The following is a 15,096-nucleotide window of genomic DNA, read 5'->3' on the forward strand; positions in this document are numbered from 1 at the left end:
GATACATTGGTGGCGACCTGTAAATGCAGGTCATCCCATAAGGGGGCTAATACAGGCCTGGGTGCCCCCCCGCTGACAATATCCCGGGTATAGCTCGCATCCGTAATATTTGCGCCAAGTGTAAGCCAGCCATTCGTACTTGCAGATATGGTTGTGTATCTGGTGCCCATATACCAGAAATCAAATCCGATTGGTATGTTATTGAAGTATCCGTCATCTACATCACCGGCTGAAAGGGCTGGATTAGTGGGGGTAGTTAAAGCTGTAAATGTACCGGTTGAGCCGGCAAAAGTATAATTGGTTATCGTTTGAGCGGTTACTTGCAAGCCTCCAAAAACGAGCAAAAACCCGATCACAATACTCCTAAGGTATATGGCCGATAGGTAATTTTTCTTCATGTTTTTAGGGTTTAACTTACAATATCACTGCATAAACAAATGGGTATCAATTTAAGACTAGCTCAGTTTCTGCTATTTTTACAAATTTCGCATCTGGAGGGGTAGCATATACAATATGCAGCTTGCCTTTGTGATAATCTACATTTAAATTCTTATTGAGTTTTACGTTGAAAGTAAGGGATTTATTGGGCGTATAAATTGCAAACCCTTTTGCTATGCCCACTCTCGTTTTTTTGCCTTGGGGAGAAACATGGTCTACTGTAATATCTCCATAAACAGACATATTGCCCGAGCGACTAAAAAACAACTTCAATTGGGGTACTTCTGAAGGGTTGATTATTAAGGAGGGATTTTGAATGGTTACATTGGTGGTTGAAACTCCTTTCCGTATAATAACTGGAAGGGCAATGCCAAATACTGGAACCAGGCGTATCGATATATCCTTTGAATCTTTTTCGACCACCTTTTCGGTTAATGGCACTTCTTTTGGTACCGCTCTAAAATATAAATGCGACCTGTATTCGCCAGCTTCTAATTCACTAGTATTTGAGAGTTGTATTTTTACAGTCTGTGCTTCATTAGGGGCAAGTACTACACTTCTAGGGAAAAAGCGAAAATTTTTATCGGCAAAATATTGACCTGAATCAGGTTGTGTAATACTTTCAAAGGTGCCATTGTCCTTCATCCTGTATTGCACCACAGAGATCAGGTATTTGGCACTATCTGTACCAGTATTTGCTAAATTAAGCTCTTGTGTTCTTTTGTTACCTTCAAAAACTACCCTTCGTGGTATAATGATCAGGTTTCCCTGTGCCGTGGCTTTTGGGGTTGGTAATAAAAACCCTGATAACATTAAAATAAAAAGTACAGTATTTTTCATGGTATTATATTTGGTTGCTTACAATATAATGTTTTGATTGTTAGGAAACTAGTAATTACATATTAAAAAGATGCCTGAAGAGGTACTACCTCTCCAGACACCTACCTTAAAACAATACTTTTCTTATTGATAATTTACAGTAACTGTAAAGGGACTGGCCGAAGTATATTCGCCTGCAGCCTGTGATGCAGATAAGTTTAAGGTAGCACCAACTTTAAGTGTTTGTGCGCCATTGACAAATGAACCTGGACTTGCAGCAGAACCGCTTGTAAAGTTGTTTACCGTCATTGTGTTAGCCCCGTTTGTAATCACTACAGAAGCAGGTAGTGTTACACTAAAAGTGTAATCGTCTGTTCCACCAAGTGTGAAAGAAGCAGCGGAAACGGTTCCAGTTGTTGCTGGTAGGGTTACTCCACCTGTAAAGGTACGAGCGCCTATAGCAGGAAGAACAACTGTACCAACAGCGCCGTTGGTAGCTATATTACCAAAACTCATGTCAACTGTTTTTACAATACTAATTGGAGTAACAATTGTTGCTGATGCATTAGCGGTAGCAGAAACTTGTGCGAAAGAAGAAGTAGCGAAAGCTACAGATAAAAAGGCAGTGCCTAAAAATGTAAATAAATTTTTCATGTTAAAATTTGATTTAAGGTATAATTTAATGAATTTATTAAAGTTTATATTTTCGGTTGATGTAATTAATGTTTTCATGTTGTATCGATTTGACATTACAAAGAAAGCTGGTTTAAAATCCCTGTGAAATAGACCCAACTATGAAAACTTTGTCATTGTTTCGATTACAAGAAGTAGTTTTATTGGCATTCAGTGATACGGGGGCAATAAGTAGCACAGCCAATCGTGCGTTTATGAAAGCAGAGAAACTAGGGGTGATGGACAAGATAAATTCTGGCAAGACAGCATAAACTTCCAAAAACACACCTTCATATAAAATTTTTCGGTTTAATTTCTATCTTTGCGATGCTTTTGGTTCCCAAGTAACAACTGGGATTAAAAGGGAATGTGGTGAAAATCCACAACTGTCCCGCAACTGTAAGCGCCTAAACGGTTTTCCAATCTGGCCACTATCACACCAATGTGTGATGGGAAGGCGGAAAAATCGGGCGTTAGTCAGGAGACCTGCCTTCAGCATTATTATTCCACAGCTTTCGAGGATTGAAGCTTGGAGGAGACTAAAAGTAAATATATCATTTTACGCTTAATTGTAGCTGTTAAACAACAGCTCACAACAAAGAATGCAAAAAAAGAAACAAACCTCAAGCAAGGGCTTTAGGTTGTATGTGCTAACTTTTTCAATTTGTTGTGCGATCTATCTATCGCCCGGGCATACCCTTGCCCAAATTCCAGATACCTTGATCAAGGCAAATCTGCTAAAAGAGTTAATCATCAACCAGGTACAACTGAGTAGACAGAACCTTTCACCCACGCCCATTCAAATTCTTTCTGGCGAAGATCTCAAACGGATCAATAGCCTTTCGGTTGCCGATGCAATACGCTATTTTTCTGGTGTACAATTAAAAGATTATGGAGGGATTGGTGGATTAAAGACTATAAACGTGCGTAGCATGGGCAGTAACCATACTGCTGTATTCTACAATGGGATCCAATTGGCAAATGCACAAAACGGTCAGGTCGACCTAGGCAAATATTCCTTGGAAAGCCTGGAGGAAATTTCATTGGTGAGCGGGCAGCACAGTGAGATCTTGCAGCCCGCTAAGGCCTATGCCTCAGCAAGTGCCATATTCCTGAAAACCAAGATACCTAATTTCGATGAAAACATAAGGACGAGTATTTCAGCGACGTTAAAAACGGGCAGTTTTGGGCTGGTCAATCCAAGTTTCAGCATTCAGCAAAAAATAAGCAAAAAACTTTCCGCAACGGCTAGCAGTGAATACATCAGGGCCAACGGGAAATATAAATTCCGCTATACTAATGGTGTATATGATACCATTGCTGTACGCAACAATGGCGAGGTAGACCGTATCCGTATAGAGGCAGCGTTGCACGGCAAGCTTCATAATGATGGGAAATGGAATGCTCAAGTCTACTCCTTTTGGTCAGATAGGGGCCTACCAGGTGCAATTGTCGCCAATAAATTTGATTATACCCAACATATTTGGGACAGGAGCATATTTGCCCAAGGGTCATTAGAGCAGCGCCTATCAAAATTCACAATCATGTTCAATGCCAAGCTTTCTTATGAATATACTCGGTACTTAGACCCTGAATATGTTACCATCGATGGTTTTCTGGACAACCATTTCAACGAGAAAGAGATATTCCTATCGGCTGCCACAAAATTCCAGGCCCATAAAAACCTAACTATCGGCCTAGCCTCAGACTACTCCTATCAAACCTTGGATGCCAATATCTATCGGTTTGCCTACCCTAATCGGAGTACATTTTTGAATGTATTCAACGCGGCGTTACAAATCGAGCGTTTTCAGATTCAAGGAAACCTCTTGAGCACAACACTTATAGATCGGGTTAGGCAATTCGGCTCGGCTGGTGATAAGCAGATTTTTAGTCCGACCATAATGTTCAGCTATCAGCCAATGAAATCTTCCAAGATAAGGCTTAGAGGTTTTTATAAGGATATTTTCCGGATGCCTACTTTTAATGACCTGTACTATACTTTTATCGGTAATGCACAACTCAAACCAGAGTTTGCCAAACAGTATGACCTTGGTCTTACCTTCGCCAATACCTTTAAAAATATGGCGATTACTTTTGTAGACCTACAGGTCGATGCGTATTACAATACGGTAAAGGATAAGATTGTTGCTCAGCCGGGGGCTAACCTATTCCGCTGGTCTATGTACAATTTGGGACGGGTAGAAATCAGGGGACTGGAGCTGAACGCTAAATCTGGCTTTGCGCTCACCAACGAATTAACACTGGGTATTGGCTTAAACTATACCTATCAGCAAGCGATAGATGTCACTTCTTCAGAAGAAGACAATTATCGCGGCCAGATCCCATATGTCCCAAAGCATAGCAGCTCATTTTTAGGGAAGATCGATTATAAAAACTGGAAACTGAACTATAGTTTCATTTACACGGGTTATCGATACAACCAAAAATCGAACATCATTTATAATTATATGGAGCCCTGGTACACTCATGATGTTACCCTGGGCTATGATTTGAATGCAAAAAAGGATGTTTGCCAATTATCCCTTGAAGTTAATAATCTCCTTGATCAATATTTCGATGTCATTCCAAATTTCCCAATGCCGGGCAGGAATTATCGTTTAACCTTAAATTATAAGCTATGAGAAGGTTAACCGGAATACTATCGGTAGTAGCTGTCCTTGCGCTTGGCTGCCGCAAAGAACCTTTACCACTTCCTGCCCAGATTAGCAAGATTGAGGCAGAACCTGGTTCAAAAATCAAAGGCTTCTACCTAGTAAATGAAGGAAATTTTAACATGAATAAGGCTTCTCTTGATTACCTGGACATTGTGAATGGTATTTATACCCGGAACTTGTACAGCCAGGTAAACCCTTCGATCATTAAAGGATTGGGTGATGTAGGAAATGACATTGGTATTTATGGCAGCAAAGCGTTTATCATTGTAAATGCCTCTAACAAGGTAGAGGTGTTGAACTTCAAAACCGGCAGGAAAATTGGACAAGTCGATATCATCAATTGCCGCTACGTGAAATTCGATAATGGCAGAGCTTACGTTAGTGCATACCTTGGTAAAATCGGGGATCCCAAGGCTCCTAATGGAATTGTGGCCGAAATCGATACCGCATCCTTGCAGATTACCCGTAGTGTTGAGGTGGGAAGGCAACCCGAGGAAATGGCTATCTTAAATCGTAAGATCTATGTTGCCAATTCAGGCGGCTATAGTCCTTCCAATTATGAGCGAACCGTATCGGTAATCGATATACCCACTTTTAAAGTAATCAAGAATATTGATGTAGCCATCAACCTGCATCACATCAAGGCCGACAAGTATGGAGATCTGTATGTGACTTCAAGAGGGGATTATTACAGTATACCTTCCAAACTATTTGTGATCGACACCCAAACCGAATTGGTCAAAAAAGTGTTCGATGTGCCTGTGAGCAATCTTGCCATTGATGACGATCTTGCCTATATCTATTCCTCGCAGTTTAGTTATGTCACTGGAATTAATACATTGAATTACAGTATGATAGACGTAGGGAAAGAAAGCCTGCTGACCCAAAAATTCATCTCTGATGGAACAGAAAAGAACATCAAGTTGCCCTATGGTATCGCAGTTAACCCATTTTCAAAGGATGTATATGTAACCGATGCAAAAGATTATGTAACACCGGGGAAACTGCATTGCTATGATGCTTTTGGAAAATTAAAATGGAGCGTAACTACTGGAGATATTCCCGCTCATTTAGCTTTTGTTTATTAAAAATTTAACTATGAATACAAAATTATTTGCAACATTATTAGGAGTTTTAGCGCTCCTTTCTGCTTCCTGTAAAAAGGAGAAACCTGTTAAAGGAGAAGATAAACCAGTAATCCAATCGCCCTATATCAAAAAGGTGTATGAGTTCAAACCTGCTCCTGGGCAGTTTGTCAACGAAGGAGGGGATAGCGACTTGGCAAAAACTGATATTCTTTTGGGAGATGTAGGTAAAGGTGTGGTATCCCTGGGAGGCTATGGCGGCTATATCGTTTTTGGTTTTGACCATGCCATTATCAATGCCACAGGTTTAGACCTTGGTATCTACAGCAACCCATTAATTGGTGTGGATATGGAGTTTTCAGAACCGGGCATTGTCTGTGTGATGCAGGATGTAAACAAAAACGGATCGCCTGACGATGTATGGTATGAACTGGCCGGAAGTGATTACAGCGCATCAACAACCCTTAAGAATTACAAGATTACTTATTATAAACCAGCCAGTTTGGCTCATGATATCCGTTGGATCGATAACCAGGGCAAAGAGGGACTGATCTTGCGCAACATGTTCCATGCTCAGGATTATTTCCCAAGTTGGGCTTCAGGTACCGAAATTTCCTATACTGGAACGCTGGTTAGAAACACTTTAACTCTAGGAGATATCATCACTAATAAACCTCTTAGAACCGGCTATTCGGATAATGGATCTAGCGAATATGTAAGCTTTCAGGAACAGTTTGGTAGAGGCTACAATACATTTGATATCGATTGGGCAGTAAATGACAATGGTGATAAAGTAAGTCTGACCAGCATCGATTTTGTAAAGGTATATACTGCGCAAAACTGCAATGGCAATTTGTTCAGTCCAGACCTAAATAATGAAAGGTCACGCTATGTCGGCGAAATATCAACCGAGATCGCTGGGGCGGTAGATCTTAAACTGATAAAGAAATAATAATTAAACAAATAAATATCTATGAAACAATTTAACATCAAAAAACTTCTTTTCGCTGCATTCATTTTCACTACAGCATTGCAAGCTTGTAAAAAAAACAATTCAGAAATAGAACCGACCCAACTGGTAGTAGAAAAATATGCTAATGGGTTTTTCGTAATTGGAGAAGGTTCTTATGGACAGAGTGTTGGCACAATTAACTTCTACAGGTATGGAACCGACACGATTTCTCCACGGGTATATGAAAGGGAAAACCCTGGAAAGAGCCTTTCCAATACCGCAAAGACAAGTACCTTACAATTTGCTTCAGTCATCAACGGCAGCATTTACCTAATGTGCAAGATGAATGGACCTATCATAAAGGTAAATGCGGAGACTTTAAAGGAAGAGGCCAGGTTCATGCAGGAAACAAGCAACTGGCGGAGCATTGTTCAGCTGGAAGGTAACCGGGGGTTGGTGAGTGCGAACGATGGAGTATACCCGATTGATCTTACCACACTTTCAATAGGCAGTAAATTGACCACTGTTGGTGCCCTCAATACAGGTGAAATGTGGAAGAAAGGCAATTATGTATACTTATTGCAAAGTAATGGCGCAAAAATAGTGTCGACAGGAAATTATTCCCTTGAAAAAAGCTTTAGCAATATTACTCGTGGATTTGCAGAAACGCCGAATGGAAAAGTTTGGGCATCTACAGGAAGCCGCCTGATTGCCATCGATGCGAATTTTGATACTGTTGGAGTAAAGCTTCCGGTATCCATAGGTTCATTCGGTCTTGATGCACCAACTAGGATCACTGCCTCAAGCAAAGAAAATGCAGTTTTCTATCACAGCGGTAATTTGATCTACAAATATGTTGATGGAAATACAGCATCGTTAACCCAACCTTTTATCACAATCAGTGAAACTCCATTTATGGTTTATGGTGCCATCCGTTACGACAAGAATAAGGATTACATTGTCGTTAATGGGATCCAAGGCTATGGTGCGGCATCAACCGTGAACTACCTGCTGATCTATAATGCATCCACTGGTGCATTGGTTAAGAAAGTAAAATATGGGGGAGATGGCGTTACTATTGATTTCAGCAAGATCTACTTTCCAAACCTTACGGTTTTCCATTAAAACTTGCACGTACCGAAATCCCTTTTGCCTAAAAGCAAAGGGGTTTTTTGCGATTAGCGATCAAGGATTGATATTGTCATGCCTTGGCAAAATACTTCTAATAGGGAATCATAATCACCCGAAATACAGCATTCCATTACTTCCCCAATCTCGAAGGTATTGCTGACAAACTAGTTGCTTATACTTTATTGCGCTGCTTGAATTTGATGTTACAAAATTCGATTAGCCTGTAATTGAATTTTTCAGCATCTAATACCCCTTAAAATTTATAAAAACCTTTCGTTTTCAAATTTAGCATTTATAGCCTAATGAGGCGTTTGGGGCTTTTTTGCAGTAGAAGTGAGTAGTTTAATTTTATTTGCTATAGGTCCTCGCAGGCTATATTTGAAGCGCGAGTTGTTTGAATTTTGATTAGCTGTGAATTTACCATTATTGCTAATCTAAAGACTTACTTGCAGCCAGATATATTTAATTAAGTAAGCATATGAAGGTAATTCATTATACAGTTCCGGTGGCAAATGAAGATTCTATTGTAATACAGAATGAGACGTCACCATATTTTTATAATTACCTGCACCGCCATAAGGAAGCACAGATTACATTGATTCTTAGAGGAGAGGGAACCTTCATTGTAGGTAATTATACACAGCCCTTTAAGGAGGGAGAAGTCTATTTTATTGGAGCTAACCAGCCACATATGTTTAAAGGTGGTTTAAATGAGAAAATACCGGAAATGGGCGCCCATGCTATACATATTTTCTTTGATCAGAATTACCTAAAGCCTTTGTTGAGTTTTCCAGAATTTAATAAAGTCAGTAAATTTTTTAAACCTAACCTTGGTAGTTTGCATTTGCCCTCCAAGTATTCAGCAACAGTAGCAAAGGATATATTGTCTATCAGTAAACTCGGTGGTTTAGATAGGTTGGTAAAATTCACCTATTTGCTTCAGTTTTTTGCTACTAATGTATCTAACTGGAAATCGCTGTCGACTGGATTATCCTTTAATTCTATTACAGAATCTGAAGGAATAAGAATGAATCTCGTTCTACAGTATACCACTGAGCATTTCTCTAAACAGATCAGCCTATTAAAAATCTCTTCCATAGCACACATGACACCTCATGGCTTCTGTAGGTATTTCAAAAAGCATACGAGAAAAACATACATCTATTTTCTTAATGAAATCAGAATCAATGAAGCCTGTAGATTGCTTTTAAAAGACCATATGGATTCAATAGCTACAATTGCCTATTCAACAGGTTTTAACAATGCCTGCACCTTTAACCGTGCCTTCAAAAAAATGATGGGGGTTTCACCTAGTGACTACGTCAAGGTATACAAATTGAAAATGGAAAGTGTATGAGTACGCAAAATTTTGATTTTTAAGCAGATATAAGTCGCTTTTATACAAAAATTAGCCGTGTGTTTACAATTAGTGGTCAACTTAAGGTGTGTAAACAGAATTAAAATATATTTAATTAATGATTCTATTAATGTCTGTGAATAACTGATTTAATATGAATTTAACCTAACCAAATTAATCATGTATTACATTTAAACTACATCTACCTATGAAAATTTTAACCAAAGCCTGTGTTGCTCTACTCCTAATTGTAACATGCTTTTCCTGTAAGAAAGACATCGGAACCACAGATCCACAAAAAAATGGTGCTATCTCCTCAAATAAACAAGGTGATACAATTATCCATAAATTAATGATTGACGGAAACGTTACCTACGTAAATGAAATTAATGGAACCTATTATTATGCAGATGACCTTACCATTAGCAAAGAACAATTCAACACGCTAAAAAAGCTTACGGCTGGTAACTTATCAACACAGGAAAGAAGTACCATCGTACAATCTTTTGCAACAACTTGGCCCAATGCAACAGTTTATTACAGATATCCTGTTCTTAATGAGGGCGGTCTGACCGCAGCTCAACTTCAGGTATTTATTGCCACCATTAATACTGCATTCCAAAACATAACTAATGCTACAGGAATTCAGTTTATAGAAAGAACCGTTCAAACCGAATATTTAGCATTTGTAAAATCACTAGATCGTAACAATTCGCCTCTTGGTTGGCAAAAAGACAGGGTAAATACAATTAATTTGTTTAACTACAACAGTCCTGGTATTACAACACATGAAACCTTACACTCATTGGGCGTACATCATGAGCAATGTAGACCAGACAGAGATCAGTATGTTACAGTGTTTCAAGACAGATTAGACGCTGATGTCTTTAGAGCTAATTTTAACAAAACTCCAGGATTTGCCGGTCATGGTAATTTTGATTTTAATTCTATTATGCTCTATGCCTCTACAGATTTTGCCATTGCACCTAATTACCTTCCCCCTATGACAAAGCTAGATGGAACTACATTTGTAAAACAAAGAGTTGCTTTATCTCCTGGTGACATTGCTGGGCTAAGAAGTTTATATTTTCCTACAGAATTTAATGGGATTTACAAAATTAGTCCTTTTGGTGCCAGCACTAAATCTTTTGATTTACCTGCAAGTAGCACTGCCGATGGAACAAATATTACACTTTATACTTCCCATGCAGGAAATAACCAAAGGTTTACGCTTAGAAAAGCTGATCACGGGTATTACCAAATCGTATCTAACCTTGATCCTACAAAAGTTTTAACAGTGCGTAATGCATCGATAGTTAGCGGAACACAGGTAGAACTAAGGACTGATGCAAGTGCAAATAATCAAAAGTTTAGACTAGATAATAGAGGCAATGATGGATTTAGTTTTGCGCCTAAACATGCAGCAGGGTTAAGGTTGGCTGTAGCCGGAGGGAGTTATGTTAATAATACAAATATTATTGTAAGTACATTTGACACAAACGTTGAAGCCCAAAGATTTAACTTAACTAAGCAATAACCGTATAAATCCCATACAATTAGTATTGTTGTATGGGATTTTTTAACCAAATAGCTGATTTTGAAGAAAATATTTTTATCGACCATTTTACTTTGTATTGCAATTACTGCCTTTCCTCAAAAAGAGAATTTCAGCATTTCTTTACACTCAGGGTTATTTAGAGAAGATTTCGATTGGTCTATTGCAGGAAACATGGAAGGTAAAGCGCCAAATGTCCTCTCTGAGTTGAAATGGAGAAATTTAAAGGGCATCCAATATAATATAAGTTCAAGTTATTTTTTAACCCCAAGAATAAGTATTAATGGCGATTTTACTTATGGTAAAATAAGTAGTGGAGAAGTTAACGACTCCGATTATATAGAAGACAATAGAGCACAATCTATTTATGATGAATCTTTTTTAAGCAACAAAGGCTATTTCCAAAACCTTAATTTAAACCTAGTTGTAAAAAAAGACTTAGGTAGGAAAATTACATTAAATGCTTTAATTGGTTACGACAATTTAGTTCAGAAACTTTATTTAGTAGAAGACCCTAATCAACCCACTACCGAAAATTTAAACTCTTATTACAAACATTATTGGAATGGTTTACAGATGGGATTTGATTTAAAATACTTAATTGAAAAATTTTCTGTTTCAGCAAAAATAAGAAGTGGGTATTACAGCTATTACGCTAATGCGAACTGGAATTTAATTCCAAATTTTAATAAACCTGTTAGTTTTGAGCACAAAGGTAATGCATATAAATATGGTGGCAGTTTACATCTATCTTATTTAGTAAATCGTCATTTAGAAATTAACAGTACTTTTAATATTACTTACGGAGCTACTTTGTCCGGAAAAGATTATGCTTATTTTACTGATAACAGCACTGCCACTACAAAATTTAATGGTGGCGAATTGAAAAGTAAGTACGCCCAGTTAGGGATTAACCTAACTTTTTAGAGCGGTTAAATAAATCTTTTTATCCAGCCTTAAGATCTTAAATCTTTTAGGGCATCCTTCGCATCATTCCTCACATCAATACATATTACCATTTGATTGGATTCTTTTTTTAAAAAAAAGTCATAAAAATTTGCGTAGTTAAATAGCTACATATATATTTGTAGTCAAATAACTACATAATGAATTTAAGGCGAGACGTATTTCAGGCAATAGCGGACCCTACAAGAAGAGCCATACTTCTTTTGGTTGCTTCCCAGTCCATGACGGCGGGTGCAATTGCATCAAACTTCGATACTGCAAGACCAACAGTTTCAAAACACTTGCAGATACTTGCCGAGTGCGAATTGCTTCAGCAAAATCAAAATGGTAGAGAAATTTACTATCACATTAACGCAAAAAACATGAAAGAAGTCGCAGACTTTATTGAACCATTCCGCAAAATATGGGATGATCGATTCAATAAACTGGAATCCGTAATGAAAGACTATCAATCAAAAAAATAGGAGATATGGAACAGAAGACAAAAATCAATGCCGAAGGTGGCAAACAAGACTTGGTAATTACAAGGGAGTTTGATCTGCCATTGGAGTTACTTTTTAAGGCTTACATCATACCTGAAATTGTTGAGCAATGGATGAGCACTAAAGTGTTAAAGCTTGAAAATAAAAAGCATGGCAGTTGGGAATTTGAAACAGCAGATGCCAAGGGTAATGTTGTGTTTAAGGCTAATGGGGTTATTCATGAATTTGTTCCTAACAAGAAAATCATAAGAACATTTGAAATGGAAAACACACCCTTCCCTGTTCAACTTGAGTTTCTAGAATTCGAAAAAATATCTGAGCATACCAGTAAACTCAATATGCATATCGTATATAGGTCAGGGGGCCATAGAGACCAAATGTTAGCCTTACCCTTTGCTCAAGGTATAAATATGGCGCATAATAGATTACAAGACTTGGTTAGTAAATTAAATAATAGATGATGACAAATAGAATCGAACCCAAGAGTTCAACGAAATGGAATAAAATTATTTATTGGATTGCTACGATCTGGCTTTCATTAGGCATGTTATCTACAGGGATAGTGCAACTCATTAAAATGGATGAAGAGGTAATTAAGATGAAACAAGTAGGCTATCCTGTCTATTTTCTGACGATACTGGCCGTATGGAAAATTTTGGGTGTTGTAGCTATACTTATTCCTAAATTTCCGTTAGTAAAAGAATGGGCTTATGCAGGCTTTTTTTTTGCCATGTCTGGCGCAATTTTTTCTCATTTAGCATGTGGAAGTAGCATTATAGAACTTTTCGGGCCAACCTTATTACTTGTTCTGACCATAGTATCATGGTACTTTAGGCCTGCAGATAGAAATGATTTCAGTTATCAATAAATGAATAGCATGAATCCTAAGGTTGATTTTTATTTTAACAAGGCAAAAAAATGGCAAGAGGAACTAGAGCAATTGAGATTGATTGTTTTAGATTGTGGCTTAACCGAAGAATTAAAGTGGGGTGTTCCTTGTTATATGTTTCAAAAAAACAACATTGTTTTAATTCATGTATTTAAAGAATATTGTGCGCTCATGTTTTTTAAAGGCGCCCTATTAAATAATGCTGATGGCATATTAATTCAACAAACTGAAAATGTACAAGCAGCTCGCCAAATCCGCTTTACTCATGTTCAAGAAATAATAGAGATGAAAGCCCTATTGAAAAGCTATATTTTTGAAGCCATTGAAGTGGAAAAATCAGGTTTGAAAATGGATCTTAAAAAGACTTCAGCTTTTACGGTTACTGAAGAATTTCAACATAAATTAGATCAGATCCCAGCTTTGAAAATTGCTTTTGAAGCATTAACACCAGGGCGACAAAGAGCATATCTACTCCATTTTTCTGCTCCTAAACAATCCAAAACCCGAGTGGCAAGGATCGAGAAATGTATGCAGCAAATTCTTAATGGAAAAGGTTTAAATGATTAGTAGATTTGATAAGAAGACCAATAGTGTGTGGTAGGCAATTATTAAGCAGGTTAATATAAAAGTAAGGAACAATATGAATAGCAATAAGAAGGAATTATCGCCAGAGCAGTGTGAAGAACTAATAGGCACCTTGAAAACACGTTTTGACAAAAATAGCGACCGTCATAAAGGTATAGAATGGACTAAAGTAGAGGCAAAGCTTAAAGCTAATGCTGAAAAGCTTTGGTCATTAGATGAAATGGAAAGCACCGGCGGTGAACCAGATGTGGTTGGTTATGATGAAAAGACAAACGAATACATTTTTTATGATTGTTCAGCAGAAAGTCCTAAAGGTCGCAGAAGTATCTGTTATGATCATGAAGCGCTAGAAGCAAGGAAAGAACATAAGCCAGAAAATAGTGCTATAGAAATGGCAGCTGATATGGGCATTCAGCTTTTAACAGAAGATCAATATAAAGAATTGCAGCAATTAGGGAATTTCGATATGAAAACGTCAAGCTGGATCATTACACCTGTTGCCATTAGAAAACTTGGAGGTGCACTTTTTTGTGACCGCCGCTATAACCATGTTTTTTTATATCACAATGGTGCAGAATCTTACTATGCTGCTAGGGGGTTCCGTGGCTGTTTAAGGGTATAATATTGCACAGCTAACTTATTGTTTCATCCAATGCCAAGAACCAAACTTATCAGGATTAAAGAAATCAGGATTTAAGGCCACATTAATTTTAAAATCTGAATATTCTTCGGTTTGAACCAGTTTGTTTTGAACAAATATCTTAACACTGCCTTCATGCCATATTTTTCCAGTTTTTTGATGGTTTTCAAATTGACATTCTAAACGCATCTTGGGTTTTTGCTGAATCATCCTTACCAGGTAATGATCTTTTGAATCATACCACAATTGACTAACCGTAGTATCTGCGGTTGTAGTGCCAATAATGTCAATTCCACGGCCTTTCCAATTACTCTTATGAGCCTTGCTCAGATCAAATCCTTCTATTGATAATTTTTTATTTACCTGTTCTAGGCTTTCGAAATACATACCACCCAATAAATAAACTAAAATATTAGGGTCTACGTTAGGTTTCATTTTTTGAAACTTTCTGAAATTATAAGTAGAATCTCCTCGGTAGATAATGGCATTACCATCTTTAATATCGCCTAAATCTATTCTGAAAAGATTTGGGAAAATGCTGGCTTCATACCAAGTCTGACTTTTAAATAAACTATCAGCCCTATACATATTTGTTTTTTGAACAAAAGTTATGGTCTTAGGCCATTTCCCATAGAACTGATTATGAATCTCTTTAAACTTGATATTTATAGTTTGTGCAACTAAAGGAGTTGTTATTGTCAATAGCAAAGCAATTGCTAAATATTTTGATTTCATACCTATTTATTTGATTACAATATAGGCTTGTAATGATTATGAAATTTGAATATAATATAAAATGTTAGTTACAGATAGCATGAGTAATGGAGAAATCAAATTGGCATATTCA

General features: G+C 37.5%; 16 protein-coding genes and 1 riboswitch. Of the genes, 12 read left to right on the forward strand and 4 right to left on the reverse strand.

From position 1 onward, the window contains the following. From FA048_RS16645 to FA048_RS16655, 3 genes are all read right to left on the reverse strand, one after another. Nucleotides 1-398 (reverse strand): hypothetical protein (locus FA048_RS16645; RefSeq protein WP_205943517.1); only part of this gene is annotated, 398 nt, incomplete at its 3' end. A gap of 46 nt (nt 399-444) precedes the next feature. Beyond that, entirely contained in the window at nt 445-1,278 is an 834-nt protein-coding gene (locus FA048_RS16650) for a fimbrial biogenesis chaperone (RefSeq protein ID WP_136843244.1), read from the reverse strand. 123 nt (nt 1,279-1,401) lie between these two features. After that, nucleotides 1,402-1,989, reverse strand: coding sequence for a DUF4402 domain-containing protein (locus FA048_RS16655; RefSeq protein ID WP_205943518.1), 588 nt, complete (start codon nt 1,987-1,989; stop codon nt 1,402-1,404). 257 nt (nt 1,990-2,246) lie between these two features. Then, nucleotides 2,247-2,437, forward strand: a riboswitch (cobalamin riboswitch). Between the two features lie 94 nt (nt 2,438-2,531). On the opposite strand from FA048_RS16655, the gene FA048_RS16660 reads away from it, so the two are divergent. From FA048_RS16660 to FA048_RS16715, 12 genes are all read left to right on the forward strand, one after another. Then, nucleotides 2,532-4,574, forward strand: coding sequence for a TonB-dependent receptor plug domain-containing protein (locus tag FA048_RS16660; protein WP_136843245.1), 2,043 nt, complete (start codon nt 2,532-2,534; stop codon nt 4,572-4,574). After that, nucleotides 4,571-5,695, forward strand: a complete 1,125-nt coding sequence (locus FA048_RS16665; protein ID WP_136843247.1) for a YncE family protein — start codon at nt 4,571-4,573, stop codon at nt 5,693-5,695. The genes FA048_RS16660 and FA048_RS16665 overlap by 4 nt, the downstream gene beginning before the upstream one ends. Nucleotides 5,696-5,705: 10 nt before the next feature. After that, complete coding sequence (locus FA048_RS16670; RefSeq protein ID WP_136843249.1) at nt 5,706-6,644, forward strand: PKD domain-containing protein; 939 nt, start codon at nt 5,706-5,708, stop codon at nt 6,642-6,644. 21 nt (nt 6,645-6,665) lie between these two features. Continuing rightward, a complete protein-coding gene (locus FA048_RS16675; protein WP_136843251.1) occupies nt 6,666-7,769 on the forward strand; it encodes a DUF5074 domain-containing protein in 1,104 nt (367 codons plus the stop codon). A gap of 484 nt (nt 7,770-8,253) precedes the next feature. Further along, complete coding sequence (locus FA048_RS16680) at nt 8,254-9,132, forward strand: AraC family transcriptional regulator (RefSeq protein ID WP_136843253.1); 879 nt, start codon at nt 8,254-8,256, stop codon at nt 9,130-9,132. A gap of 208 nt (nt 9,133-9,340) precedes the next feature. After that, the gene (locus FA048_RS16685) at nt 9,341-10,669 is read left to right on the forward strand and encodes an RICIN domain-containing protein (protein ID WP_136843255.1); all 1,329 of its coding nucleotides are present in this window, start codon (nt 9,341-9,343) and stop codon (nt 10,667-10,669) included. 60 nt (nt 10,670-10,729) lie between these two features. After that, nucleotides 10,730-11,614, forward strand: coding sequence for a hypothetical protein (locus tag FA048_RS16690; RefSeq protein ID WP_136843257.1), 885 nt, complete (start codon nt 10,730-10,732; stop codon nt 11,612-11,614). Between the two features lie 179 nt (nt 11,615-11,793). Beyond that, nucleotides 11,794-12,117 (forward strand): ArsR/SmtB family transcription factor, encoded by a 324-nt coding sequence (locus tag FA048_RS16695; RefSeq protein WP_136843259.1) that lies wholly within the window; start codon nt 11,794-11,796, stop codon nt 12,115-12,117. A gap of 5 nt (nt 12,118-12,122) precedes the next feature. Then, the gene (locus FA048_RS16700; protein WP_136843261.1) at nt 12,123-12,596 is read left to right on the forward strand and encodes an SRPBCC family protein; all 474 of its coding nucleotides are present in this window, start codon (nt 12,123-12,125) and stop codon (nt 12,594-12,596) included. After that, nucleotides 12,596-13,003, forward strand: coding sequence for a DoxX family protein (locus FA048_RS16705; RefSeq protein ID WP_136843962.1), 408 nt, complete (start codon nt 12,596-12,598; stop codon nt 13,001-13,003). The genes FA048_RS16700 and FA048_RS16705 overlap by 1 nt, the downstream gene beginning before the upstream one ends. Nucleotides 13,004-13,012: 9 nt before the next feature. Next, entirely contained in the window at nt 13,013-13,591 is a 579-nt protein-coding gene (locus FA048_RS16710) for a YdeI/OmpD-associated family protein (RefSeq protein ID WP_136843263.1), read from the forward strand. Nucleotides 13,592-13,664: 73 nt separating this feature from the next. Further along, nucleotides 13,665-14,231 (forward strand): DUF4256 domain-containing protein, encoded by a 567-nt coding sequence (locus FA048_RS16715; protein WP_136843265.1) that lies wholly within the window; start codon nt 13,665-13,667, stop codon nt 14,229-14,231. A gap of 15 nt (nt 14,232-14,246) precedes the next feature. On the opposite strand, the gene FA048_RS16720 is transcribed toward FA048_RS16715, so the two are convergent. After that, on the reverse strand, nt 14,247-14,984 hold the full coding sequence (locus FA048_RS16720) for a hypothetical protein (protein ID WP_136843267.1): 738 nt from the start codon (nt 14,982-14,984) through the stop codon (nt 14,247-14,249). Nucleotides 14,985-15,096 lie beyond the last annotated feature (112 nt).

The sequence above is a fragment of the Pedobacter polaris genome (assembly GCF_005116505.1).
GTDB lineage: Bacteria > Bacteroidota > Bacteroidia > Sphingobacteriales > Sphingobacteriaceae > Pedobacter > Pedobacter polaris.